The 25,063-nt window shown below is 66.1% G+C and carries 20 protein-coding genes; 6 read left to right on the top strand and 14 right to left on the bottom strand.

What is annotated here, in order from left to right:
* Nucleotides 1-22: 22 nt before the first annotated feature.
* Nucleotides 23-664 (bottom strand): SRPBCC family protein, encoded by a 642-nt coding sequence (locus AKJ08_RS17150; RefSeq protein ID WP_050727189.1) that lies wholly within the window; start codon nucleotides 662-664, stop codon nucleotides 23-25.
* Between the two features lie 242 nt (nucleotides 665-906).
* Here AKJ08_RS17150 and AKJ08_RS17145 point away from each other — a divergent pair, with 242 nt between their 5' ends.
* On the top strand, nucleotides 907-2,232 hold the full coding sequence (locus AKJ08_RS17145; protein WP_240475391.1) for an MFS transporter: 1,326 nt from the start codon (nucleotides 907-909) through the stop codon (nucleotides 2,230-2,232).
* Here AKJ08_RS17145 and AKJ08_RS18910 read toward each other — a convergent pair.
* The 5 genes from AKJ08_RS18910 to AKJ08_RS17120 form a co-directional block, all read right to left on the bottom strand.
* Entirely contained in the window at nucleotides 2,217-3,362 is a 1,146-nt protein-coding gene (locus AKJ08_RS18910) for a tRNA-uridine aminocarboxypropyltransferase (protein ID WP_050727188.1), read from the bottom strand. The two genes, AKJ08_RS17145 and AKJ08_RS18910, sit on opposite strands and share 16 nt — an antisense overlap.
* Nucleotides 3,363-3,435: 73 nt before the next feature.
* Nucleotides 3,436-4,392, bottom strand: coding sequence for a FliH/SctL family protein (locus AKJ08_RS20005; RefSeq protein WP_050727187.1), 957 nt, complete (start codon nucleotides 4,390-4,392; stop codon nucleotides 3,436-3,438).
* A 146-nt stretch (nucleotides 4,393-4,538) separates the two neighbouring features.
* Nucleotides 4,539-5,348: an aminoglycoside phosphotransferase family protein gene (locus tag AKJ08_RS17130; protein WP_169788865.1), complete on the bottom strand. Its 810-nt coding sequence runs from the start codon at nucleotides 5,346-5,348 to the stop codon at nucleotides 4,539-4,541.
* A 105-nt stretch (nucleotides 5,349-5,453) separates the two neighbouring features.
* Nucleotides 5,454-6,656: a hypothetical protein gene (locus AKJ08_RS17125; protein ID WP_205624750.1), complete on the bottom strand. Its 1,203-nt coding sequence runs from the start codon at nucleotides 6,654-6,656 to the stop codon at nucleotides 5,454-5,456.
* A 251-nt stretch (nucleotides 6,657-6,907) separates the two neighbouring features.
* On the bottom strand, nucleotides 6,908-7,198 hold the full coding sequence (locus tag AKJ08_RS17120) for a hypothetical protein (protein ID WP_050727185.1): 291 nt from the start codon (nucleotides 7,196-7,198) through the stop codon (nucleotides 6,908-6,910).
* A 42-nt stretch (nucleotides 7,199-7,240) separates the two neighbouring features.
* On the opposite strand from AKJ08_RS17120, the gene AKJ08_RS17115 reads away from it, so the two are divergent.
* Nucleotides 7,241-7,834, top strand: a complete 594-nt coding sequence (locus AKJ08_RS17115) for a DUF1990 family protein (protein ID WP_050727184.1) — start codon at nucleotides 7,241-7,243, stop codon at nucleotides 7,832-7,834.
* 211 nt (nucleotides 7,835-8,045) lie between these two features.
* Here AKJ08_RS17115 and AKJ08_RS17110 read toward each other — a convergent pair whose 3' ends face one another.
* Nucleotides 8,046-9,077, bottom strand: a complete 1,032-nt coding sequence (locus AKJ08_RS17110; RefSeq protein WP_157370784.1) for a hypothetical protein — start codon at nucleotides 9,075-9,077, stop codon at nucleotides 8,046-8,048.
* A 215-nt stretch (nucleotides 9,078-9,292) separates the two neighbouring features.
* On the opposite strand from AKJ08_RS17110, the gene AKJ08_RS17105 reads away from it, so the two are divergent.
* Complete coding sequence (locus AKJ08_RS17105) at nucleotides 9,293-10,921, top strand: mucoidy inhibitor MuiA family protein (RefSeq protein WP_050727182.1); 1,629 nt, start codon at nucleotides 9,293-9,295, stop codon at nucleotides 10,919-10,921.
* Between the two features lie 98 nt (nucleotides 10,922-11,019).
* On the opposite strand, the gene AKJ08_RS17100 is transcribed toward AKJ08_RS17105, so the two are convergent.
* On the bottom strand, nucleotides 11,020-15,372 hold the full coding sequence (locus AKJ08_RS17100) for a Kelch repeat-containing protein (RefSeq protein WP_050727181.1): 4,353 nt from the start codon (nucleotides 15,370-15,372) through the stop codon (nucleotides 11,020-11,022).
* 570 nt (nucleotides 15,373-15,942) lie between these two features.
* Here AKJ08_RS17100 and AKJ08_RS17095 point away from each other — a divergent pair.
* A complete protein-coding gene (locus tag AKJ08_RS17095; RefSeq protein WP_157370783.1) occupies nucleotides 15,943-16,446 on the top strand; it encodes a DUF4126 domain-containing protein in 504 nt (167 codons plus the stop codon).
* A 646-nt stretch (nucleotides 16,447-17,092) separates the two neighbouring features.
* Nucleotides 17,093-17,584, top strand: coding sequence for a hypothetical protein (locus tag AKJ08_RS17090; protein ID WP_050727179.1), 492 nt, complete (start codon nucleotides 17,093-17,095; stop codon nucleotides 17,582-17,584).
* Nucleotides 17,585-17,678: 94 nt separating this feature from the next.
* On the opposite strand, the gene AKJ08_RS17085 is transcribed toward AKJ08_RS17090, so the two are convergent.
* On the bottom strand, nucleotides 17,679-18,017 hold the full coding sequence (locus AKJ08_RS17085; RefSeq protein ID WP_157370782.1) for a hypothetical protein: 339 nt from the start codon (nucleotides 18,015-18,017) through the stop codon (nucleotides 17,679-17,681).
* A 204-nt stretch (nucleotides 18,018-18,221) separates the two neighbouring features.
* A complete protein-coding gene (locus AKJ08_RS17080; RefSeq protein ID WP_050727177.1) occupies nucleotides 18,222-18,650 on the bottom strand; it encodes an NAD-dependent epimerase/dehydratase family protein in 429 nt (142 codons plus the stop codon).
* Nucleotides 18,651-18,690: 40 nt separating this feature from the next.
* Here AKJ08_RS17080 and wecB point away from each other — a divergent pair, with 40 nt between their 5' ends.
* On the top strand, nucleotides 18,691-19,800 hold the full coding sequence (gene wecB / locus AKJ08_RS17075; protein WP_050727641.1) for a non-hydrolyzing UDP-N-acetylglucosamine 2-epimerase: 1,110 nt from the start codon (nucleotides 18,691-18,693) through the stop codon (nucleotides 19,798-19,800).
* Nucleotides 19,801-19,888: 88 nt separating this feature from the next.
* On the opposite strand, the gene AKJ08_RS17070 is transcribed toward wecB, so the two are convergent.
* The 4 genes from AKJ08_RS17070 to AKJ08_RS21020 form a co-directional block, all read right to left on the bottom strand.
* Nucleotides 19,889-21,169, bottom strand: coding sequence for a nucleotide sugar dehydrogenase (locus AKJ08_RS17070; RefSeq protein WP_050727176.1), 1,281 nt, complete (start codon nucleotides 21,167-21,169; stop codon nucleotides 19,889-19,891).
* 221 nt (nucleotides 21,170-21,390) lie between these two features.
* On the bottom strand, nucleotides 21,391-22,407 hold the full coding sequence (locus AKJ08_RS18905; protein ID WP_169788864.1) for an O-antigen ligase family protein: 1,017 nt from the start codon (nucleotides 22,405-22,407) through the stop codon (nucleotides 21,391-21,393).
* Between the two features lie 414 nt (nucleotides 22,408-22,821).
* Complete coding sequence (locus AKJ08_RS18900) at nucleotides 22,822-24,150, bottom strand: oligosaccharide flippase family protein (protein ID WP_169788863.1); 1,329 nt, start codon at nucleotides 24,148-24,150, stop codon at nucleotides 22,822-22,824.
* Nucleotides 24,135-24,797 carry a glycosyltransferase family 4 protein gene (locus AKJ08_RS21020; RefSeq protein WP_420806389.1) on the bottom strand — a complete coding sequence of 221 codons (663 nt, stop codon included), beginning with the start codon at nucleotides 24,795-24,797 and terminating at the stop codon, nucleotides 24,135-24,137. The genes AKJ08_RS18900 and AKJ08_RS21020 overlap by 16 nt, the downstream gene beginning before the upstream one ends.
* Nucleotides 24,798-25,063 lie beyond the last annotated feature (266 nt).

Below are 25,063 nucleotides of genomic sequence, written 5' to 3'. Positions count from 1 at the left end.
CGAAGGGTTCCGTTCGGCAGACTTAGCGGGCCGCTTCCTTCGAGCCGGCGTCCTGCACCGCCTCGGCAGCCGCCTTCTCGGCAGCTTCCTTCTCGGCCGCCTCGCGCGCCGCCTGCTCCTCGACGAGCTTCTTGGCCTCCGCCTCGCCGAGGGTCTTCAGCGACGCGAGCCCGTTCTCGAAGTCCTTCCCGACCATGGAGTCCATGTCCATCACGAGCGAGAACGCCTTGCCCATGAAGTCGTTCGTCCCCTCCATGCGCCAGGTGAGCTTCGTCCCCTCCTTCGACTCAGCCAGGACGAAGGTCACGTCGTTCGTCGCCTTCCAGGGCTTCAGGAACTCCAGCACGAGCGCGACGCGCTCCTTCGGGCTCGCCTCGGTGATCGTCATCCGGCCTTCACCGACCTGGTCGTTGCCGCTCCACGAGTAGATCGCGCCCTTCCCCGCCTTCTCTCCTTCGTAGTTCCTCTTCTGCGAGGGATCGAGCTTGTCCCACGGCGACCACTCGGGCCAGCGGTGGAAGTCCTCGAGGTAGCCGTAGATCACGCCGGACGGCGCGTCGATGGTGGTCGACCGCTCGATGGCGAAGGTCGAAGGACGGGTGGCGATGACTGCGACGAGGCCGACGACGACGATCGCCGCGGCAATCAAGATCTTCTTGAGCATTCGATACCTCTGGGGAGGGTGAGGAACCGCAATCTGGAGCAGGTCGCGGGTCGCTGTCCAGACCCGCCGCACACGCGGATCGCCGTTATCACGCCGAGCGCTATCGCGATGACGGCGCATCGAGGCCGACGGCCGAGGCGAGCGCCCGTACGTCTCATCGCCTGAATAAAGGGATGCCCCCGTGCATTCCGACCCTGTGGAGGTGTAGGAAGCCCCCTCCGAAAGAGCCTGCGGACGATCACTTGAGCGACGACCTGGAAGGACGCCCCTTGCGCCGACGGATGGCGGGCACCTTCCGTTCCCTGAAGGGATACAACTACCGGATGTGGGCCGCTGGCGCCCTCGTCTCCAACGTGGGGACGTGGATGCAGCGCACCGCCCAGGACTGGATCGTCCTCACCCATCTCACGAACAACAACGCCACCGCGGTAGGCGTGGTCATGGCCCTCCAGTTCGGGCCACCGCTCCTCCTCCTGCCGCTGACCGGGGCCGCGGCCGACCGCTTCGACCTGCGCAAGCTCCTCTTCGCCACCCAGGCGGCCCTGGGCGCCCTCGCCCTCGGCCTCGGCGTCCTGACCCTCACCGGCGTCGTTCAGCTCTGGCATGTCTATGTATTCGCCTTCTTGCTGGGGTGCGTAACGGCCTTCGACGCGCCGGCCCGCCACACCTTCGTCTCGGAGCTGGTCGAAGAGGCCGACGTCTCCAACGCGGTGGCGCTCAACTCCACCTCGTTCAACGCCGCGCGGATGATCGGGCCGGCGAGCGCCGGAATCCTCATCGCCGCCGTGGGATCCGGCTGGGTCTTCCTCCTCAACGCCGTGTCGTTCGTCGCCGTGCTCGGCTCGCTGAGCCTCATCCGGACCGGCGAGCTCCGCCGGAAGGACCGATCGACCTCGAGCGGCGGGAGCTTCGTCGACGGCCTGCGCTACCTTCGGGGCCGGCCGGACCTCCAGGTGATCCTGGCGATGCTCTTTCTCATCGGGACCTTCGCGCTCAACTTCCCGATCTTCATCTCGGCCATGGCGGTCTCGGTCTTTCGCGAAGGCTCCGGCGAGTATGGGCTCCTCACGTCGACCATGGCCGTCGGCTCCGTCGCAGGGGCGCTCCTGGCCGCCGGGCGCGAGAAGCCTCGGCTCGCTCTCCTGCTCACGGGGGCGGCGATCCTGGGCTTCGGCCTGGCCCTCGCCGCCGTGATGCCCAACTCCGTCCTCTTCGGCCTCGCCCTCGTCGCGGTGGGCGTGTCCGCCCAGACCTTCACCACCACCGCCAACAGCGCCGTGCAGCTCGGCGCCGACCCGCAGATGCGAGGGCGGGTGGTTGCGATCTACCTCGCGATCCTCATGGGCGGCACCCCGCTCGGCGCGCCGATCGTCGGCTGGGTGGCCGACACCTTCGGGCCGCGCTGGTCCCTGGCCACTGGAGCCGCGTCGGCCCTCGGCGCCGCGATCCTCGGCGTCCATTACCTCGTCAGGTACCGAGGTCTGCGCCCGGGCGTCGTTCTCCGGCAGTTCTTCCACGGTCGCCCTCCGGGCACGACCGGGACGGACGTCGATCAGCGCGCTCGCTGAGCGCCGCCGTTACCGACCGCGAGCAGGGAACGAACGAGGGCCTCGAGCGTGGCCACCGTCCTCCCCGCACGCCCACGCCCCGGCGGCGGCCCATGCGGCGCCTCGCCAAGGACGCTCTCGGGAGGTCCGGGCCTCCGGCCGAGGCGCCTCGCGAGCAGGGCACGCAGATCGAGCGACGCGCCGGCTCCGAAGCCCTCCGCGTCCAGGAGGTCGAGCGGGTAGCCGCCCCAGGTGCAGATCACGTCGTCGGCCCGCAGGAAGTCGCGGAGCGCGCCGAGCGCGAGGGAGACCTCGTCACCGCCCAGGAGATCCGAAGCCTCGAGGCCCACGCGCCGAGGGGTGTCGGGAGCCAGCGGACGCCGAGGCGCGACCACCGCCTCGAAGCGCTGTCCGGTGGCCGGCCGGAGCGCGACCAGGTGCAGGAGCTCGAGCTTGCCGGGGACGTCCTCACCTCGTGAATGCGGGTTCGCCTCCGCGTGGAGAAGCACGAGACCGCCCCATTCCGCGCGCAGCCGCTCCAGCTCCGCGTCGGCGGCCCTCGGCCCGGCGCGGACCTTGCGCCGCGGGATCGCCCTCTCGTCGTTCGCCGCCGCGACCTGGAGGTCCACCATGTGCGTGAACGCGGCGATCATCGAGTCGAAGCGCTCGGGCGATCCCTCCACGTGCGCGAGGACCTGGGCGACCGCCTCCACCGTGGCGAGGCAGTCCTCCGACGGCTCCGCGCGGATGCGGTAGTTGCCCGGGCTCTGCGGCCGGAAGCCCACCCGAGGCAGTGCGCTCAGCACGGGATCGCGCTGCACCAGCTTGCGCGCCTGCGACCATGTCCCGTCCACCACGATCAACGTCCACGGCTCGCCCTCGCGAAGCGTCTCCGGCGGCAGCGCGTCCTCACCCGGGAAGAGCACCGCCGTCCGGGGCGCCGGCTCCATCGGGAACGACGTCCCCACGTGGAACTCGGAGTTCAAGAGCGCAAGATGCGCGATGCGGGCCGTGCCGATGCGGACGCGGCTTTCGCGCTGGTGCTGCAAGAAGACCAGCCGCGTGCGGGTAGCGACCGGCTCGATCTTCCTGCACCAGCAGAAGGACTCCGGCCGGCGGCAGCGAAGGCAGGTGGGGCGGGGATTCGACACGACTGCACAATAGTCGACAATCCCCGGTGGCCGTCCACGTCGATCACGATCGAGCGGCCAGGCGAGCGCCCAGCTACTCGGCCGGGCCCGTCGGACCTGTGCGGTTGGCCAGCAGGTCTTCTGCAGACCCGACGGAGAGCGCGAGCGACAGCCACCGATCGAGCGTTGCCAAGTCGGTCGCGTCGAGGATCGTAGAACGCTGGGACTCTGAGAGAGGGAGTCCGCGCCCCGTGAGCACCTTGACGACGGCTCCCGCGATCGCCCTGCGCCCTTCCTCCTGCCCCATCTCGAGGCCCTCTTCACGACCCTTCTCGAGCCCCTCTTCGCGACCCTTCTCGAGACCCTCTTCGAGGCCCTTCGACCAGTACTTCCGCGCAAATTCGCTCTGGTATTCGTAGCCTCCCGACCGAATGGACATGAACGCCTCCAGAACCTGCTGGGCCAGCTCCCCCATCGAGCGCAGCACCAGATCGCCATAGATTGTAGCCCGATCCGAATCGAGCGCCATGGCGCCCGCCAACGCCGCGATGGCCACCTCCAGATCCGGCTCGTCCCGCGCGTGGACCATCGCCGACAAGACAGTGAGCGCCGGCAACCTCCGCGCCATCTCCAGGTCCGTGATCCTTGGACACGAGCCGGGTCCGAGAACGAGGGGGACATAGCTCGATCCAGGGGTGTCCAAGGAGATGGGCCTACGCGCCCATCTCGCAACCTCAGCGGAATTCGTCACCACCAGCAATAGGGACCTACATCTTTCGCGCGCCCGCAAAGTCGTCACGTAACAGGGCCAGATCCAGCGCTTATCCTCGTCTCGCGCGAGCTGCACCTCGACGATCACCCGCGCGTCCCCGAAGGCGACGACGAGATCGGCACGGAGCTCGGTCGGCACGATTTGATTGAGCGTCGACTCCAGCGTTTGGCCTTCGCCCTCCGGGAGCGGAAGATCGAAGGCCGCTCGGATCGCCTCGGCGGCCAGCTTGGGTGAGCTGCGAAAGAGCTCCACGAGTGCCTCGTGCTCGAGCGAGAGCATCTGCTTCCCCCCGCGCGGTCCTACCCGCGCCACCCATCCAGGCATACCGCAGGGGTCCGACAGCCGAGGTCCAAGGCCACGCTTCGAGTCGACGAGGCCGAGGCAGGCTTCAGGTCATTTTTTCGCCGAAGCGCGCTGCCGTCAGCTCACGGGCGAAGTCTCGTCCGGAGCCATTCCAGCCTCGCGAGCAGCTTCGGGTTCCGCTCGGCGTCCGGCAGCAGGAGCGCGGCCCACACGATGGCTTGAAGCGTACGGGCCTCGATCATGTGGTCGAGCATCGCCTCGTCCACGCTGCCGCCGTAGCACCGCAGGACCTCGGCCGCCTCGCTCCCGTCCCCCAGCACCGCCGACGCGGAAACCAGGCACGCGAGGTCCCACTCCGCCGGGCCCGCGAAGGCGTCTTCCCAGTCGCCCCAGATCGGCCCGACGCTCGTGTTCCAGAGGTTCTGGCCATGGGCGTCACCGTGGAGCGGCCGGAGCGTCACGCCTCCCGAGCGCATCACGGTGCCTACTCGCTCCGCAGCGCTCTGCAAGACCTCCCGCTCCTCGGCGCCCAAGGCAGATACGACCAGCGGGTGATCGAGCAAGCGGCTCGCCTCGTCGATCGCAGCCCATGTCGGCAACGCGCCGCGGTAGCCATCGAGCACCTCGTGGCATTGACGGAGCGTTCGAGCGGCGAGCCGAGGATCGATCGGATCCGGTCGGATCTCGACGAGCTCCCAGAAGGTCATGGTCAGGCCCTCATGCGAGTGGGGCCCTGCCTCCACGAGCGCGCTCGGTCGGACCGCAGGTGCGTCGGCAGCCGCGAGGTGGCGAGCGACGTCGACCTCTCGCTCGAGCCAAGCGGGACCATTGCGAACGAGGCTCGTCCCCGTCGCGATCCGCGCAACCACCGGCAGGGGCGCCAAGCGGACGATCGTGTTGCTGTAGCCGCCGACGACGACCGGCTCCCTCACCGCCAAGCCGAATCGCCGAGCGACGGCCTCGGCAGCCATAGCTGCGCGTCGGGACATGGTGGAGTCGGAGGGCATCCAGACATGCTACCCGGCACGGCCGCGAGCTCACCGATTTGTGGTCAACGCGCCGTCGACGCTCAGCATCCGAAGCGTCGGCATCAATTCCCGCCGCCGCACGACGATGAGCGCGAGCGCCATCGCTCCGTAGAGGCCCGCGAAGATGAGCCGAGCAGAGGGATGCGGGAAGGCGAACTGCAGCGCGAAGGTCCCGAAGAGCAGGAGCGCATCGCGCGCTCGGAGGCGGAGGCAGAGGAGCAACGCCGTCGCGAAGATGGCCTGCGCCGCGGTGAGCCACACTTCCTCGACCTGCCGCGCATCGAGCGGAAGGAAGGTCCCTCCTCCTCCCAGCAGATGGGCCACCGGAATGCTACCGACCAGCAGCGTCCACTGGTTCACCTTCGACGAGAGCAGCGTGCCCAGCGCCGTCTCGTCCTCGCCTCGGAACGCGAGGATGGCGGCGACCAGGAGCTCAGGGGCCTCGGACGAGAGCGGTGCGAGCCACTGCACCAGCAGGAACTCGTCGATGCCGAAGGTACGGCCGGCCTCGATCAGACCGTCCGCGAAGGGCTTGGCGGCCACCACGATCACCCCCGCCGCCACGAGGAAGAAGGCCGCCACGATTCCCCGACGGATCGGCGCCGGCTTCTGCGCGACGATCGACGGCAGGCCGTGGAGCTCGGGCTCCTCTCGCTCCTGCTTCGACGTGCGCCACATGTACCAAGCGAAGATCGCCAGGAGCACGGCGGCGTCTACGAGGCTCACCGTCCGCTTCAAAGGGATGATCAAGCCGTAGACGCTCGCCAGAGCCAGGAAGGCGAGCTCGACGCGCCGCCGCGGCTGGAGCGTGACGGGCCGATGAGGCTCCTTCCGCCGCCTGAGCGCCCACGCGAACACCAGGGCGACCAATGGCCATCCGATGCCAATGAGAAGGCGGTTGCTCCCCGTCATGTTCGCCGCGGCGTAGGCTGCGTACTCGGGGCGCGTCCCGGAGGCGTAGGCGAAGTACAGATCCACCGTGTACTCGGGAAGGACCGCGACGAGCGCCAGGATCGCCGTCGCGAAGCTCGCCGAGATGTCGACCTGCGCGATCTCGGCGGCCCACGCGAGCAGGAACGACGCCGCGACCACTCCCGCGCCGTACACGAGGATCGTCACCAACGGGTTCAACGGAACGCCAGTCAGGCGAACGACGACGCTCGGAGCGGCGAACAGGCCGACCAGCGAAATCTTCCAGCAGCTCTTGGACACTCGGCACCTCGATCTGACCGAGGTCGGGCGCCGGATCGACGGACACGAGACTTCGGCCAGGCATGAAATCCTGGTCGAAGGTCTCGTTCGCCTCGTCGCCGAGGTGGGGGACCGGGCCCGTCGGGCCAGCGTGTCGATCGCCCCTCGCCATCATCCGGATGGCGGAACTACTCCCCTTACGCCGCAAATCAGTACCGATAGGCTCCGCGGGCGTCAAGGCCGCCTTGGAGTGCGACGCTCGAGTTCTGGCTTCACCTTGCGCCGAACGTCTTCACCAGCTTGTTGTAGACGCCCATCGCCAGGATCGGGCCCGGCCACATTCCGATGAACCGGCTCACCCGCCGCTTGCCCGCCAGCTCCAGCGCCAGCGAGGCGACCATCGTGCCGATCGATGCAAAGAGGAACACGACCGAGGAGACCTTCGCCGACTGCTGCTCCACCAGCCGCGTGAGCCGGGTCTCGCCGTGCTCCGCCCGGAACACGGGCGCAGCCCGATAGACGAGCTCCGACGCCTCGCTGGCGGGGTTCACCCGATCATCCATCGCACCTCCCCATCTGGTGCCAACGTTCCCACCCTTCGCTCGATGCGGAAGCGCTCGAGGCACGCCCTGCTCCTCGCCGAGCGAGGGGTCGGCCCGCTCCTGAGGCGGGACTATTGGGCCGTGATCCGCCGCTGCCGTGTTTCGCCCGCGCGGCTCATGGAGGACGTGAAGCGCCACTTCGCATCCTTCGCACCGTCGGAGCTCGTCGTCTTCACGCGCAGCGATGGCAGGGACGCAGCCCTAGAGCCGGGCGACGACCTCGAGGTGAAGCTCGCCGGCGACGGCCGCTTCCGCGTCCGCGTCCTTCACGCCAACGCCCGGAGCCTCACTCTCGGCACAGAGGAGGGCCATCCCGAGGCCGGCCGCATCACTTTCGGCAGCTACCGGAATCGCCGAGGCGACGTTCTCTTCCACATCCGCAGCCATGCCCGCTCGAGCAGCAGCGGCTACCGCGCCGGATTCCTCGCCTGGGGCGAGGTGATGCAGACGAGCACCTGGACCGATTTCGTCAACCGCGTCGCCGTGGCGTTCGGAAACGGGGTCGTCGGCTTCATCCACGCCGAGACCGGCTTCCTCGAGGACGAGCCACCCGAATACGCGAGCTGCGCGCCGACCTTCGAGGCCAGAGGGGGCTGAAGTGGCCGAGTAGCGCTTCCGTCGGGGTTGGACCGAGGCGGAGCTCGCCGAGAGGCTTCACTATGCGGACGCCCTGCCCCTCAATTTCTCTCTCACCGGCGACAGGACGCCGCACCACGGCTGAAACCTTGTCCACTCCACCGCGACGGCGCCTTCGTGGACGCGCTGACGATGGCGCGCCTGCACACGCCCTCCGATGTGAGGGAACGGATCAGAGGCTGAAGATCAGCTGCTCGAGGAGGAGGTCGGCATCCTCCGTGTTCTGCGCCTCGTTGTGGAACGACGTGTAAGTCACCCGCCCCTTCCCCTCCTGGAACTGGATCGACAGGGGTCGGACGCTCCGCACGGGCTTCGGATCGAACTGGTCCGAGTCCACGTTCCCCCAGTCGATGCTGTCCCAATCGATGTCGGGATAGATCAGTTGGGTCACCGGTCCGCTCAGCAGGACATCGGTTCCCGCGGGCGCCGAATCGATCACCGCCCAAAACTCCAGGTCGAAGCGGATCGTCGCCGTAGAGCGTCCCAGCACCCTCCGGAAGGTGTCGTCGTGGACGGCGGCGACGACCTCCTCCGGCTGGCCGGCCTCCGCAAATGGTTCGACGAAGCGGACCCGGCCAGGGAAGGCTTCCGCGATCGTGGAGTACGCCCAGTCGGACGCATACAAGGCGCCGCCCTTCGAGACGAAGGTACGGACCTTCGCGACAGCGTCCTCGTCGAACTCTCCCGCACCGCAGTTCAAGAACAGGCCGTCGTAGCCGGCGAGTGTGGCCTCGCCGAGCGTCCAGGGCGGGATCTCATCCGGCTCGAAACCCAGCCCCCGGAGGACGTCTTCCACACTGTCGTATGATCCGGGAACGTACGCGAGGCGCACCGAGTCCGGCGCGATCATCAGATTGAGCGGCTCACCCGGAGTCGCATCCGTCGACACGGAAAAGATGCCCTTGCGAAGCTCGAGCGTCGCGAGCTCGAGGGGCACCCCGTCGAACTCGAACCTGCCGGTTCCGTCCGTCGCGGCGACGCAATCGGCGGAGGAGATCGTCGCGACCGCGCCGACGATCGGCGTTTCGCCGTTAGGAGCTACGAGACGCCCCGAGAGCGTGCCTGCGCCGGACCCGCACTTCACCGAGGACGGGGGGAGCTCCCGGATCAGGTCGGGCTTCTTTTCCGTCGGAGGAGATCCGGAGGATCCTCCGCACGCCAGAATCCCGCCAGCCAGCAACACCACCCAAGACAAACGGATCATGCCGTGTACCCCCCGGGCGAGGCGCCGCCCGGTAACCGGCAGACGCGCCGCCGTTCCAACGGCTCTTACACGAAAGGAGGGTGGCGACAAGATTTCCATGAGATCCCCGACCGCCTCGGTCGGCCTCGGCGTCCATGCCCGCGAATCCCACTCGCTTTGCGAATCGGAGAAGAGGGAGTTGAATCTTTCCCCAGGGTGGGATCGTCTACGGCTCCATGAGCCCACGAACCCCCGCTGCGCTGCTGCTCCTGTTCCTCCTCCCCTCGTTCGCCGCCGCTGACACGAAGGTGTCCAGCACCCTGGACGAGGTGACCGTCTATCCGGGGTCGGCCCTGGTCACGCGGCGCGCCCGGACGAACCTGGCCGCCGGCGAGGTGCGGCTCCTCGTCGAAGGGCTGACGCCGAGCCTGCTGGACGACTCGGTGCGCGTCCAGGCGTCGGGATCGGCGAAGGCGCGGATCCTCGGCATCTCGGTGGAGGCCCAGCCGCTGACCGAGAGCTCGTCCGCGCCCCTCCGGGCCGCCGAGGAAGCGCTGCGGGAGCTGGAAGACCGCGATCGCGAGCTCCTGGACCAGGCGACGACCGCCGGCAAGGAGCGGGACTTCCTCGACGCGCTGCGGTCGACCTATGCCAAGGAGCAGAGCGAGAACCTCGGCGCCCGGGGCCGAAACCCCAAGGATTGGGCGGCGATGGTGGAGTATCTGGGCAAGGAGTACACCGCGATCCAGAAGCGGCTGCGCCGCGCCGAGGCGGATCGCCGCGAACTCGCGCCCAAGCTCGACGCGGCACGCGCCGACGTCTCCCGGCTGCGCGACACGGGCGCGCTGGCGGGGAAGCGCGTGGTCATCGATCTCGTCGTCGCGAAGGAGGGCGTGCTCACGCTCGAGCTGGGCTACCGCGTCCTGGGCGCGTCGTGGAGGCCGGCGTGGGACGCGCGCCTCGATCCCGCCACCGGCAAGGTGGAGCTGGACCTGCAGGCGGTGGTGGAGCAGCGCACCGGCGAAGACTGGCGAGGCGTGACGCTGGCGGTGTCCACCGCGCGCCCCGAGCAGCGCATCTTCGTCGGCGAGCTCGAGCCCTTGTATCTGCGCAAGGCTCAGCCCGTTCGCGAGAAGTTCCGGTCGCGAATGGCGCCGGCTCCATCGATGTCGGGGGCCGCGAAGGAGGACTACGCCGAGTCCTACGACGTCGAAGCGCCCGCGCGGTTCGACGTCGGCGTCGTGGCCACGACCGTGACCGCCACCGCCAAAGCGTCCGTGCCGAGCACCGGCGAAGAGCGAAAGAGCCCGCTGGGCGTCTTCTCCCTGGATTCAAAGCTGGCGCGCGTGGCGTCTCCCCGGCTGGACGAGCGCGCCTACCTCGTCGCGGAGGCGACGAACGGGACGGGCGTGCCCCTCTTCGCGGGGCCCGTGGAGCTCTTCGTGGGCGGCGCGTACGCGGGCCGCTCGTCGCTCGCCGACGTGCCGCCGGGCGGGGAGCTGAAGCTCGCCTTCGGCCCCGATCCCCGCATCCGCCTCGACCGCAAGGTGCTCGATCGCAGCCGCGACGAGTCCGGCCTGTTCTCCAAGACGGAGACGATCCACTACCGCATCCGCACGACGGTGAAGAACCACCACGACGCGATGGTGGAGCTCCTGCTGCGCGACCTCGTGCCCGTGAGCCAGGACGAGGACATCGCCGTAACGATCCTCAGCGGCACGACCGCCCCCGAGGGCCGAGCGGACGAGTCGAAGCCGGGCGTGAAGTCGTGGACGCTGAAGCTCGGCCCCGGCGAAGAGCGCGCGATCGAGCTGCGGTATGCGGTCAGCTATCCGAAGGGCCAGGCGATCGACGGACTTCCCTGAGCCATGCTCGCTCGGTCTGCTCTAGAGCGCCCGGCGGCATTCGGAACCGCCGCCGGGCTCGCGGATGACGCGCGCATCCATCCGCCCCGCCTTGATGTTCAGTCGAGCAAGTAGGCCGCGCTCATCCCGACGTAGTCCGTGGCGATCACGCTCTCGGCGACCGAGCCTCCCGGGTATGCGGCTGGCGCCACGGCCAGGATCCAGATTCGACCTTCCGCGACATGGTCCGCGATATCGTCCGGCACCAGGATCAGCGTGCTACGCACCGCGGGATCCGACTCGGCCGCGTCTCCGGTGGCGAGCGTCGTCCAGGTCCGCTCGACGGCGTTCCAGAGGTAGAGATCGAGCTGGTTCACGGGAGCGCCGTCTACCTCCCCGGAGCCCGAACCGACCCAGGTGATCTCGACCGACGTGGGAGCTGCGCGGGGGTCGAGCTGGAAGCCCGCGAGCTGCGCCGCGTACCGTGGGTGCGGCGTCGAGCGCTGCAAGACCCGCGTCTCACGCGTGTGCTGCACCACCCCACCTACAGCGCCGTCGTAGACGAACGGCGTCGACTCGAAGGGCTTGGCGTTGCTTGCTGCGATCGGCGTCCAGGACGTTCCGAGCTCCCACGTATCGGAGAAGCCACCGGTTGCCCCGGAGCCCCCGCCCATCAGGATCCGCCCGCGGGAGGGATCGAACGTCATCGCATGCGTCATCCGGGCGGGAGGCCCCGCCGGGATCGGATCGAGCCCCCACCCTTCTCCATCGAAAGACCATAGGTCGTTCGAGAGATTCACAGGGTTGGTCGCAGTCGTATCGCCTCCGAACACGAAGGTCAGGCCGCGGACCGGGTCGAACGCCATGGCGTGCCGACCACGCGGAGGGGGATAGCGATTCTGTGCCTTCCTCGTCCACCGACCGTCGAAGAGCTCGTAAGTCTCGCCTACGAGGCTGGGCGACCTCCATCCGCCGTAGAGAACCAGCCGGCCTCGAAGGTCATCGAAGACCGCCTGCGTCGTCCCAGCGTACGAACGACCGAAGCTGGGTGTGTTGGTCGTCGGGATCCGGACCCAGGTCTCGTTCTCGAAGGCCCAGGTCTGCAGCGCCCAGCCCGAGTTCTCGGCGGAATACCCGACGAGGACCAGCCGCTTGCTCCACGAGTCGTAGACGATCGTCGCCTCGTCTAGCCGTGGACCGCCGTTCGCCGGCGTGACCTCGCGCCAGCTCCCGTCGGAGAAGACCCACGTTTCTTTGGCGTACAGAACGGTCGAGCGCGTGCCGGGATCGTACCCGAGCGCCGACTCGCGCATCTGCGCCGGCCGAACCCTTCGGTCGGTCCACGTGGCGCCGTCGAAGCTCCATGTGTCCCAGCCCGGGGACACCCCGCCAAAGATGATCGTCTCCCCGGTGGCGGCGTGGAACGACATGCCGTGGTGTTGCCGATTCCGCGGCCCGGAGAATGCGATCGGAGTCCAATCGCTCCCGTCGTAGCTCCAGGTGAAGCTCTGTTGGGAGTCGCTACCGCCTCCGAACAGGAGCATTTCCCCACGCAACGAGTCGTAGACCATGGTCGGACCGTCGAGGGCTCCGGGTGTAGTCTGCGTGGGCACCAGAGACCAGCCGGAGTCATCGAGCTCCCAGGTGTCGTCGCGGGACTGGATCCCCGACTTGCCTCCGAACAAGACCATCCGCCCGCGGCCCCGATCGAACGCCATCAACGGCCTGTCCCGCGCGGGTGGCTCGGATGCCACGGTCATCTGGGTCCACGCGATCCCGTCGTACTGCCACGACCGCCCAAAGATCCCCGAAAACGCGACGATCACGCCGCGAACGGGATCGTACGCCATGGCGCCGTACGCGCCGAACCCGGGGCCAGCGACCGGGATCCGGTACCAGTTGGTGCCATCGTATTCCCAGGTGTCATTGAAATCGGACGCTGCATACCCGCCGAAGAGCACAACCCGCTGGCGCGCTTCGTCGTAGGCCATCGCCGCCCAAAGGCGGGGCGCCGGCTGGTCCGCCGTCTCGATCTCTCGCCAGGAGGTGCCGTCGAACTCGAGGGTCGAACCAAGGTTGACGCTTTCCAGGTTCCGTCCTCCGAAGACGACCGTGCGCCCGCGCGCGGCGTCGTACGCAACCGCGTGGCCCCAGCGATCGCGGCTGGCCTCGTTGACCTCCCACCGGCTGGCGCGCGTACGGGTCTCGGGCCCTGCCGCGATCCTCGCTCGCACGTCGTCGATCGACGAGGCCGCAGCGAGCGCTGCAGCCGGCGTCCGGCCGGTAAGCGACAGCCCGAGCCCCGGCGTGGCAAGGCGTGGATCGATGTCGGAGGCGAACGAGTAGAGCGCGCCTCCTCGCCGATCCACGAGCCCCGTGGAGCCGAGCTGCAGCCCCTCCTCCACGTGCCGGCTCAGGATCCCGCTCGACGCGAGGCCGGCCTTGTTCGTCGCCACGAGGCAGACACGCGGAGTGTCCGCCCGCGCGGTCCCGATCGGGAGCTCGTCGAAGCCCCCGTCCGGCCTCGGACGCAAGGTCGGCACAATCGAGGCGACGCAACGGGCATCCCGGATCTCCACGGAGCGCACGGGATTCGTTCCTCCGATCGCCCCGGGCGCCGCCGAAACGCCGTCGGCAACGCCGTCTGCGCGTCCGTGGTAGGTGACGAGGGAAGCTTCGACCGAAGGAGGCAGAGACACGCGCCCGACGAGCGCTTCGGTCGAGGCGCTCCGCTGACCACACTTGTCCTCGCCCGCCACCCAGAGCTGCGCAAAAGAGGCGTCCGGCGTTCCGATCGGCAGCTCGTCGAAGCCGCCGTCGGGCCGCAGAGCTCCGGACGCCTGGAGCGCTCCGCCCGACGCGCGGTCGTGGATCTCCACGCCGCGCAGTGCGCAGACGCTCGAGAACGCGCCAGCCATCCCGCGGATCGAATCGGTCTCGCCAAGCCCGCGGCGGACGATCTCGACCTTCCCGCCGTCGAGTGTCGGGACCGCGGCCTTCCCTACCGCCGCCTCGACTCGCTTACCGACGTTTCCGGTCTTGTCGACCGCCTCGGCCCAGAGCCGCGGGTAGGAGGAGGCGGACGTACCGACCGCCAGCGGCGCGAATCCGCCGTCAGGCGTGGCAACCGCGGTTCCCAGCGGCTCACCGCCCGTCGCGCGCTCGTAGACGCGGACCGCGAGGATCGCGCTCTCGCCGACGAAGGCGCCTGGCTCGCCATGGATCGAGTCCGGGCGAGTGAGGTCCGCCCGGGTGATGACGAGATTCGCCGGCGTGCCGACGGGGCCGTTCTCATCCTCCCCACTCCCAATCTCGAAGCGCTTGCTCTCGCGGCCCGATCGGTCCGCCGCAGAGATCCAGAGCCGGCGCGGTGCCAGGAGTCGCTCCGAGGTGCCATCGGCCCCCGGGAGCGCGACTTCGGCGAAGGAGCCCGCCTCGTCGGGAACGACGGCGACGAGCAGACGACCCTCCGCGGGCGAATCCCAGATCTCTACGCGCGCCACGACCCGGCCCGGGTAGTGTGCGGCGTCGTCGTCGAGCACCGCGCCCGGCTCCGCGACCACGCCGTCGTCGACGCCGACGGGATGGCGCACGATCGTGAACCGGTTCGGGTCGACCCGCGGAGCGGTCTCGGCCAGCATGCGCGCGAAGTCGGGCGCGACCGCGCTCGAGCCAGACGCACGCAGCCTCTCTTGGAGCTTCGCCCGCACCAGTTCGGGATCGACCCTCGCCGCCGCTTCGCGGATCAGCTGCGCGTGCTCGGCCGTGAATTCGCCATCGTCTTCGAGGTCGCGCGAGAGCGAGTTGAGGAGCTCCTGCAGGCTCGCGTCGACCGGCCCCTGAGGGCCCGCGAGGTCCACCGCCGCCTGCGCGAGCACCGCGCTCACGGCGAGCAGGTAGGCGTTCTCGTCGCTCTCGCCTCCGAGGAGGTTCATCGCAGCGCCCGGGATGGCGGGCTCGAAGTCGCTCGGTCCGATCGCGAGTGCGCGCCGAAGCTCCCCTTCGGCTTGGGCGATCGCGCCATTGATCGCGGTACCACCCGCGACAAGCGCCCGAACCCGGTCGTAGCTGAGGTGCGTGAGGAGGTTCAGGTACGCCGCCTGGCTCGGCGCGTGCCCGACCTCATAGAACGCGCGCATCGTCAGCAACGACCGGGACAGCTCGCCGGTGGCCTCGTTGTAGTAGTAGCCCGTCCCCTCCACCGAGACGTACCCCTGGAACGCGATGCGCACGGAGAACTCGCCGAGGTCGTTCCGGGTCTGCGAATTGTAGACCTGGCCAGTCGGAGCGCCTCCCGCGTTGATCGGGGAGACCGAGATCGATGAGCCGAGGACGAAGGGCCCCTTGTGGACTCCGCCCTCGAGAAGGATCTCCTCGAATTCAGGACGGCCCTGGGGCTCCTTCCGCTCGCCGCAACCGAAGGTGAGCAGCGCGAGGAGCACTACGGGCATGGCGCGGCGATCGATCGTCATGGAAGAAGACCTCTCGAGATGCAATTGGGCGGAACCGGAAATCTACCGGCAGCGAGGAGCCTGTCAAACTATCCGTCACATACTGAACGATACGCGAAACGCGCCGGATGCGGGCGCAGCGGTCGAGCGGATGACTCGCCCCCTCGGGCATCCTGTCGGCCCGGGGAGGAGCGCGCGATCGAGCTGCGGTACGCGATCAGCTATCCGAAGGACCAGGCGGTCGACGGCCTCCCCTGACCCGTCGGGCCTGCGCGGCCTGCACTGGCAGGTTGCCGCTTGCCCGCCACCTCCAGGGCCAACGACGCGACCTTGACGCAGGGTCCCCCCTCCCCATTTGGGGCCGACATTCCCACTCTAGGCTCGATGTGGACCAATTCGATGTACCCCGTCCTCCTCGCCGAGCGAGGGGTCGGCCTGCTCCAGAGGCGAGACTACTGGTCTCCGTATTCTTCAGCCTCTCGCCTGGCGGCATCGTTCACTAAGTCAGCCCATGCCCACGGAACCGGAGTGGGTCGACGTGAGGCTGCGCAGCCCAAGCTCGAAGGTCGAGAGCAATCGGAGGGCGTAGGGATGAGACGAGACAGGCTGTGGGAGGTGGCGGCGCTGGGGGCGCTGTCGGGTGTGCGGAGCCTCGTCACTCCTGCCGTGGTCGTTGGGCGGCACGCCAAACGCGCGACCAGCATTCGCGTACTCGCAAAACGTGCGTTGGGCGATCGTGCGTTCGAAAAGAGCCGCCGACTGTCTCCGCTCCTCTCGGCGCTCGCGGCCGGTGAGCTCTTGATCGACAAGCTCCCTTTCGCCCCGCCGCGGACCCAGCCGTTTTCGCTCGCCGCGCGGGCGGCATCCGGCGCGCTCGTAGGGAGCATGTCGGCCCGGCAGGGGACGTCGAAGCCCGCTTTGGCGCTCATCGGCGCAGCGGCAGCGGTCGCGAGCGCATTCGCCTCACTCTACTTCCGGAAGCTCGCCATCGCCCGCTCGGCAGCGCTCGGCATCGCCGCCGCACTCGCGGAGGACGCCCTCGTGCTTGGCGTAGGCGATCGCCTTGCCCGATCAGCCGCCAACTCAACCACGTAGTGTCCGCTGGTCGGCGGACTGAGGCCTCGCGACCAATCGGCGCGAGGCTCCGAGGGCACACCTCCGCCACCCGGAGTGTGCCAATGCGAGGAAGGTCCATCCGGTCGCTCCTCTTGACATGGACTAGTCCGTCGGATGCGCCGAGCCGGAGATGTGCTCGTACGTGTCGAATGGGAACGGGCCTTTTCGGCGAAGAAATCGACGCCATAGGGCCCTGAGTCAGCGAGCTACAGGAAGGCGCCCTGGTCTACTGGCTCTGCTTCTCCAGTAGGAAGGTCCAGTCTCTCAAAAAGTGCAAGCGGCGCATCGACGGTTGTCGGGAACGTAACGCCGACCTAGCGCTTCACAAGCCAGCGGCGATCAGCCGTCGGGCTTGTCGCCGAGGAAGCGCAGAAGCCTCGGACGCCAAAATATGGCACAAAAAACAATTCTACCAGATCAGAACAAGTCGAAAAATACTTCTCGCCGCCAAACGAAGGGGCATGGTACTTTTCTCCAGGCTGGGAGGTGGCCGGATGTTCATTGCCAGACCTCCCTGAAAACGTCGGCCACGATGAATTTTCCAAGCTGGATGTGTGTCGTCCGCGGTTCGGTTCGATCTCCGACCGCAGGCTGGTTTGTACCGCTCGCAAGGAGAACCCCTCCTATGTGGAAGTCGCTTGGGCTAGCCGTTCTCCTAGCTACCGCCGTCGCCGGGTGTACGTCAGAAGCCGAGAAGCGGGCAGAAGCCGCTCGGCTGGCTGCCGAGCAGCAATTGGCAGCTCAGGCGGCTGCGGCAGCTGCCGAGGCGGCCCGGAAGGCGCAGGCGCGGAACGCGCTTCTTGCAAGTCCGAGCCAGTTCATCGAGGCGAGCGAAGCCGAGTTTTTCGACAAGGGTATCATCAACTCGTATCGGGAACTGACTAGGGTCTCGCTGATTAACAAGGCCGAGTTCCCTGTGCGGAACGTCCACGGCACCGTCGAGTGGCTCAACGACGGCGGCGACACGATCGCCACAGTGGCGTTCTCCGTGCCAGGATCCATCGCTGCGGGAGATACTAAGACCTTCTCGAAAGCGGCAGGAAACTTGACCACGACCACCATCCAGACCGGAGCGAAGGGTTACCGAATCAAGGTGACGAAAATCGAGCTGCTGTGACGCCAGGCTCCGCCTCGCGCCCTAGTTTCGGTCCACGGCAATCACGAGGGCTGACCTGTCATGGGCAGTTCAATCCCGTGCCAATAGACCCCGTCTACGCGGTAGCGAGGAAGCCCTTCTCCACGGCTTGGGCGTACCACTCGACCGTAGGCTTGACGCCGGTGCCGGCCATGACCGTCGGCTCGTAGCCCATGAGTGTGGCGGCGCTGCCGATGTCCGCCAGCGATTGGCGGACGTCGCCCTTGCGGAGATCCTTACGTACTGGCTGCGCCCCGGCGGCCTTAGAGCGGAATCCAGCGAGGCCGTCGCGAAGGGCCAAGAAGACCTGGTTCAGGGCGATGATGTCCGAGCAGGCGACGTTGTGAGGCGCGGTAGTGGGCGGCGGCGTCCGGCGCCATGCTGCCAGGAGGTTCGCCTGGACCGCATTGCCCACGAAAGCAGAAGTCCCGACTGGTTTCGCCGTCCCCATAGCGCTCGGAGGGCTGGCCCCGCAGCAGGGCCGGCATCTAACGCGGGATCACGGCGTAGGGGCCGTTCGGGTCCTGGCGGGGGCCAAAAAGACGTTGAAGTACCGCAGCCCGATCGACTCAAGGCCGGAAGCGTCCTGGAAGATCCCCACCTAGAGCTCGTTCATCGCTTAGTTGGGGGCGTCGGACGAGAGGATGCGACTCTCCCATCCCTCGACCCTAGGCAGGTCGGGCTCGTCCCCGTACACCAAGCTCGAGCTGGCGTAGACGAAGCGGGCCACTCCAGCGTCCCGTGGCGCGGTGAGCATGAGGAGGAAGCCACCCACGCTCGTCAGGTGGTTCGCGGTCGGGTCCGCCAGAATCTCGGAACTAACCTGAGCGCCCGTGGTGGAGAACCAGCTCTGCGCCGTCGCAGGCCCTGCGGAGGTACCCGAGGTCGCCGATAACCCGGTCGACGAAGCGAGAGCGCGCCGCCCGAACCGGCCCGATCCGACCCGCGTCTGCAGGTCCTCCAAGTTACGCCGGTGGCCTCTAACGAAGTTGTCGAGGCCCACCACGACCGGGCGAAGCCCTTGGACGCCGAGCGACCATCCGTTCAAACGATTGCGGCCTTCCGTTCAATTTCCTACGGTGCCGCACATGAAGATCGTACACGTGGTGGGCGCCCGCCCCAACTTCATGAAGATCGCCCCGGTGATGAAGGCCATTGCGGCCGCGGGCTTCGCCCAGCAGCGGCTCGTCCACACCGGTCAGCATTACGACGCCTCGATGTCCGACGTCTTCTTCGACGACCTGGGGCTCCCTCGCCCTGACATCTTCCTGGGGGTGGGCTCGGGTTCGCACGCCGAGCAGACCGCCAAGGTACTGATTGGCTTCGAGAAGGTGTGCTTGGAGGAGAAGCCCGACCTCGTAGTCGTTGCAGGTGACGTGAACTCCACCCTCGCCGCGGCGCTCGTCTCGGCCAAGCTTCTCATCCCGGTGGCGCACGTCGAAGCGGGGCTTCGATCACGTGACCTTTCGATGCCCGAGGAGGTGAACCGCATCCTCGTCGATCGGATCAGTGACTTGCTCCTCACGCCCTCTCGTGATGGGGATGAGAACCTGCTCGCCGAGGGCACTCCCCCCGACCGCATCCACCTGGTCGGGAACGTGATGATCGACTCGTTGCTCTCTCACCTCGAAACCGCCCGACGCCTGGGGATTCCGGAGCGGATGGACCTGGCGCCGGGCAACTACGCCGTGCTCACGCTCCACCGGGCATCCAACGTCGACGATCCTATGGTCCTCTCTGGATTGTTGGGCGCGATCGAGCTGATTCAACAGCAGCTTCCGGTCGTATTTCCCGTCCACCCAAGGACTCGCAAGCAGGTTGAGGCCTTCGGCTTCGATTCACGCGTGCAGGCAATGAAGAACCTGAAGCTCTGCGAACCGCTCGGCTATCTGGAGTTCCTCGGACTGACTTCGCAAGCGAAGCTCGTCCTTACTGACTCGGGCGGTCTTCAGGAGGAGACGACTGCGCTTGGGATACCCTGCCTTACCTTGCGTGAAAACACCGAGCGCCCGGTGACTGTGACAGAGGGCACAAACACGGTGGTCGGAACCGATCCCAACTCCATCATGTACGAAGCTGAATCAGCGCTCGCGGGACGGGGCAAGGGTGGGCGGCGACCGGCCCTCTGGGATGGGAGAGCAAGCGAGCGAATCGCGGAAGTCGTCCGCGCCTTCGCCGTCCAGCGCGGACTCGCATGACGCAGTGAGCCGTGCCGCCGCCGCGGGCAATCCCCCGTGACCGTTCACGGGGGAGATCGGGGGCGAAGCACGCAGGGGTATGTCGGCTTCAGAGGCTCCAATAGGCGATCGACGCCGGTAGCTCCTTCGGCTCGAAGATCGACTTCACGTCGATGAGTGCGCCGCCGCCGCCCTTCAGCATCCCCAGCAGATCGCTGCGAGGCATCTCCAGGTAGGGCTTGTGCGAGACCGCGACTACCAAGCCGTCGAGCTCACGCAGAGCGGCGAGCGGAGATAGCTCGATGCCGTATTCGTGCTGCGCCTCTGCCGTGTCGGCGAAGGCGTCGTGGACGATGACCTCGACGCCGAATTCCTTCAGCTCGGAGATGATGTCGGGCACGCGGCTGTTGCGCAGGTCGGAGACGTTCTCCTTGAACGTAAGCCCCAGCACGCCCACCTTGGCGCCGCTGATCGGCTTGCCGCCCTTCGCCAGCATCTTCATCAGCCGCTGGGCGATGAAGGCGCCCATTCCGTTGTTGATGCGGCGGCCTGAGAGGATCACCTCGGGAAAGTAGCCGAGCTCCTCGGACTTCGAGGTGATGTAGTAGGGATCAACGCCGATGCAATGGCCGCCCACCAGGCCCGGCGTGAAGCGCAGCGCGTTCCACTTGGTGTTCATGCCCGCGATGACGTCAGCCGTGCGGATGCCGATGCGGTCGCAGATGTGGGCGACCTCGTTCATGAAGGCGATGTTGATGTCGCGCTGGGCATTCTCGATGACCTTCGCCGCCTCGGCCGCCTTGAGGTTCGCCGCTCGGAATACGCCCGCCGGCACGATTGCCTCGTAGGCGGCGGCGACGCGCTCAAGGGTCTCGCCGTCCTCGCCCGAGACGATCTTGGTCACCGTCTCGAAGGTATTTTTCTTGTCGCCGGGGTTGATGCGCTCGGGCGAGTAGCCGAGCTTGAAGTCCGCCCCCTGGCGAAGTCCCGAGGTCCTCGCCAGTACGGGGCCGCAGATCTCCTCGGTGCAGCCAGGGAAGACGGTGGACTCATAAACCACCACCGCGCCGGCCTTAAGCACCTTCCCGAGGGTCTCAGATGCCCGAATCACCGGCGTCAAATCCGGGCGGTTGCCAGAGTCGACGGGAGTCGGCACCGCGACCACGAAGAAGGTGCAATCCGAAAGATCCGCCGCGTCGGTCGTGAAGCGCATCGAGGTGTGCTGCAGCTCCTCGCCTGCGGTCTCCCCGTTCGGGTCTCGGCCCTCGCGCAGCGCCGAAACGCGCCTTTCGCTGATGTCGAAGCCGACCGTGGGGAATTCCTTCGCGAACGCCAGGGCGACCGGAAGACCCACATACCCAAGCCCCACCACGCCAATTTTTTCGTTCATCTACTCTCGACGGCGCGCTTCTCGTCGCGTCGCCCTCCCAAAGCCTCCCCTCGCGGGAGGCTGGCGCCGCCCAGGGAGGGCGACGCGAGCCTTCGGTTGCTAGCATAAAATCCCGATTGTTTGCGCGAGAGGCGAGCTAGAACTCCCATAGGTATGTCAGGGGCATGCAGCGCCTCCCGCGTGCAGGGGGAAAGAACCCTGTCACATTCGGAAGGTGCGACCTATCTGACGGTTCTCTCTGGGCAACCGCGGGACGCGGCCACCGCTGGGTCACGCGAAGTCGCAGTGTGCCAAAACAGGCAGAGAAGAAGCCAAAAGAAAGGTTGAGCAGCGCCCCCGGCTTCATCCCAAACAAGAAAGTCAGAGATCAAAACCAGCCAGACAAGAGAACCCACCCCCAGAATGCAAAGAATAATTTTACCATCGCGAACTCCGGCGCGCAGGCACCCGATTACACTCGCCGCAATTGGGAAAACTACACCCGAAGCCACAAGTGCCCCGCCCTCAACCAGGAACCACAAAATGCTATTATGGGGAGAAACCAAGCTTTGCGAGCCGCCGAGGTAGAAAAAGTTCTTTCCACCCCAGGTCGGGGCCCCGGCTTCCAGCCAGGTCCAGTACGGATAGATTTGACCCCATCCCGCCCCGAAAAAAACCTTAAACAGCGAAAGGCTACTCCACGCGTCGACGGCTGCCTGGAATGACTCGGACCGCCCGTGACCACTTAGTGTATCATACCGAGTACCAGACACGAGGTCCAATGCTGGCAGTGTAAAAGCAAAAACCGCCCCGATAACTACTGCCCGGAACAGTCCCTGTGCCGCCGTCTTTGGGACGGAGAAAGTTAGGACTATTGCTGCCACCGCGATGACCAATGCGCCGGATCGCGAGCCGGTAGCAAGCGTGACCGCCAAAATAAACGGGTAGAATACGGCTGGCGGCCTCGTCTGCAAGGATCTCGCAGCGATCAGATACAAAATCCCGAAGGAAGGGACAAAAAGCCCCATGTACACTACCCGGAACAGCGCGCTTCCCATCCGCGAGTATCCAAGGCCGTCAGACTGCGCAAATACGCCTTGCAGTTCAGCCACCCAATAGACAATCGAGACACAAAAATACATCACAGCCGCGCGGCAGACTGAGGCCAAAAACCCACCCCGCTCTTCGTCCCGTAGATTCAACCACGCCGCCAGTGCTACAAGTTGGCCGAGCACAAAAACAAGCGGCACTCGAATCATTGTCGGCCCACCCCAAACGAACGCAACTATCGTACCTATAGTGGTCGTCAGGGCCGAGACGGCGAGTACGGCTGCCTGTGGAGAAGCGTGCCACCTCCCCCGTCTAATCAACAGGCAGACCTGGTACGACAAATTGACAACCAGGAGCAGGGTCGAGACACTAACGTCGAACCCAGACCGGGCGATAAGCAAATTCGCCTCTTCTCTAGCCGCGCCGGGGAGCAACCCCGGCAAAAACAAGAGAACGATCGTAACAAGACTATGAACTGACCGTCTGTCGGATAGACCGATACGCATGGATTCCCCGGGCCCGGGATGGCTGTAGCATTGACCCGCATCGGCGGAACTAAACTCGTGGAGCAGAGTCGATTACTCAACTCATCCCCGAAACTCTACATTAAACGTACTTCGAGGTCAGCAAGGCGGACTGGGGCAGGACTCTCGATTTTCAGAGGCGAGGCGAAGCGCGTACCAGATGGTCCATGTCGCGTGAAACAAGTAGGCTAGCAGGCGCGCCGTAGCCAGCCCCAAGGCGCCAAAGGACGAAAGAAACGTGGTTGAGGACACGAACACGATAGCCCAGCCAAGATTCATGCAGCCAGCCTGCCACATTCGGCCATTTGCAGCGAGAAATTGGGCCGAGGGGGTATGAATCGCAACGAGACATGCCGCCGAGACAGAGACCAGCAGAGTCGGCCAGTGCTCTGAGTAGCTCTCTCCATATAGCGCCATAATCCAGTGGCTCGCGGAGCCGATCGCCAGCACGACCAAGCCGCTCGCCAGGACATACACCTTTGTCAACCTCCGAAGCAGAGCGCCACCTGCTGCGTCCATTGCGCTTCTCCTTTCGGCCATAATTGGCAACAAGACTTGCCCGAGCACCGACGGAACAAAAACGACAGCCATAAACCACTGATTGGCCGCATTGAAAATTCCCAGCTCCGAAAAGCCGTTCGACGACGCCAGGATGATCTTCGAAGCCATCCAGTTTGTGGGCGCGTAAAGTGCACTAGCAACGAGCGCTGGAACGCTAAACGTCCAGAGGGGAGTCATATCATCCAGCCGCAGTTTCCGGCTGCGATTTGGGCCAAGAATCTGCCGGGTCGCTCTCGACTGCAATGACCAGAGGATGCATGAGCCAAAAGAGAGCCCGGCGATGGCGCCGGAAAGACCAAAGTACTTTGCACCGACAGCCGAGGCGAAAGCGGAGACAACTGCCGATAAAATCGTATTGCGCGACGTCTTTCCGAAAGCCTCGTAGCCCGACAGAATTCCTGAGTGCGCGCCCGCCATCGCGCTTGAAAAGACAAGGACAGCCGAGATTCGTAGAGGAAGCAGCAGATATGGAGCGCTGAGCATGTCTGCTGAAAGGGGTCCGGCAGCAACCGTGAGGATGAGCGCAACGACAAGCGAGGATACTAGTGCGACTCGAACTGTGAGCCCCGCGAGTCTTTGAGCTCGTTCTGGGTCCCGTCGCCTAAATTCGGCGACGTGTTTGGCTCCAGTCGAACCCAGGCTGAGACCGGCAAGCACAGCGAACATGCCGACTGTTGTCTGGATGATTCCAAGTGCGCCGTAGTCTTCCGTCGTGAGCAATCGCGCGACCAACGTAGCGGACGACAGCGTAAGCAGCCGGGATCCGATCGAACCGATGAGCGTCCACTTTGCTCCCTGCGCAATTCTTTGGCGCACGTTCGCCTGAGCAATTGTGGTCGTTGCCGGGGCAGTCACGACCGCACCCAAGCCAATGCCCGCTCCTCCCAACGAGAACGTGAGAGAGATGGCCTCATCGACAGGCAGTTCTTGTGGTACTCGAGCCACGCGCTCGGCTGCGCGATTTGGCGAATTCCCTCAGCGATTCCATGCGCGGTCGGGGCGGTCACTACGCCGTTAAATCCGGGGACAACCAAGTTACCCAAGCCGCCCACTGGCGTGGTCACTACCGGAACACCTGCACAGATCGCCTCTACGGCCGCCAAGCTCGTCCCTTCCGACCAAAGTGTGGGAATGACTGCGATGTCAGCGTGCCGATAGCGGCCCAAGATTGAGTCCATTCGCTCTTCCGAAACTTCTACAATCTCGGAGAGTGACTCCTGGACGAGAAGCCGTCGGATCGTGTCGGCGCCCCCAATTGTGCAGATAGAAGCAGTGAAAGAAAAGCCGTCTCGCCTTAGGTTCGACAATGCTTCAATGAAAAGATGGGTTCCTCGCTTTCGTTCGAACCGTCGTGCGAAGAACAATCGCGGGTCAGTAGAGGGCGGCGTGTCGTTTCGAGGCGTCAGCAGATCTGTGTCTGCGTAGTTGGGAATGTAGTTGCACTTAAGGCTAAGCTCCAACCCGTCCGATACACTTCCGCGGAGCCAATTGATGAAGTTGGTGTCAACGCACATGATCGAACGAACCGCGCGTGCAAACGCGATTGAACGGTGCCGTTGCACTAGTCGCTTCATTGCTGAAAGAGGGCCATCCCACCAAATCCCGTGTTGGATTCCCTTGGAATTGTTCGAGAAGAAGGGCCAAGCATCTTCCCCACCTGCATAGATCAGGGCGTCGTCGTGACGAAGATGCCGCTTCGCGCGAAGGGCGAGTAGCGCGTCACCCTTGCTCGAGGTTGGAACGCGCAATCCCAGGACCGGCAGCCCATTTGGGCATGTTC

Origin of the sequence: Vulgatibacter incomptus, assembly GCF_001263175.1 — a bacterium.
Taxonomy (GTDB): domain Bacteria; phylum Myxococcota; class Myxococcia; order Myxococcales; family Vulgatibacteraceae; genus Vulgatibacter; species Vulgatibacter incomptus.
This window is presented reverse-complemented; position numbering and strand designations above follow the sequence as displayed.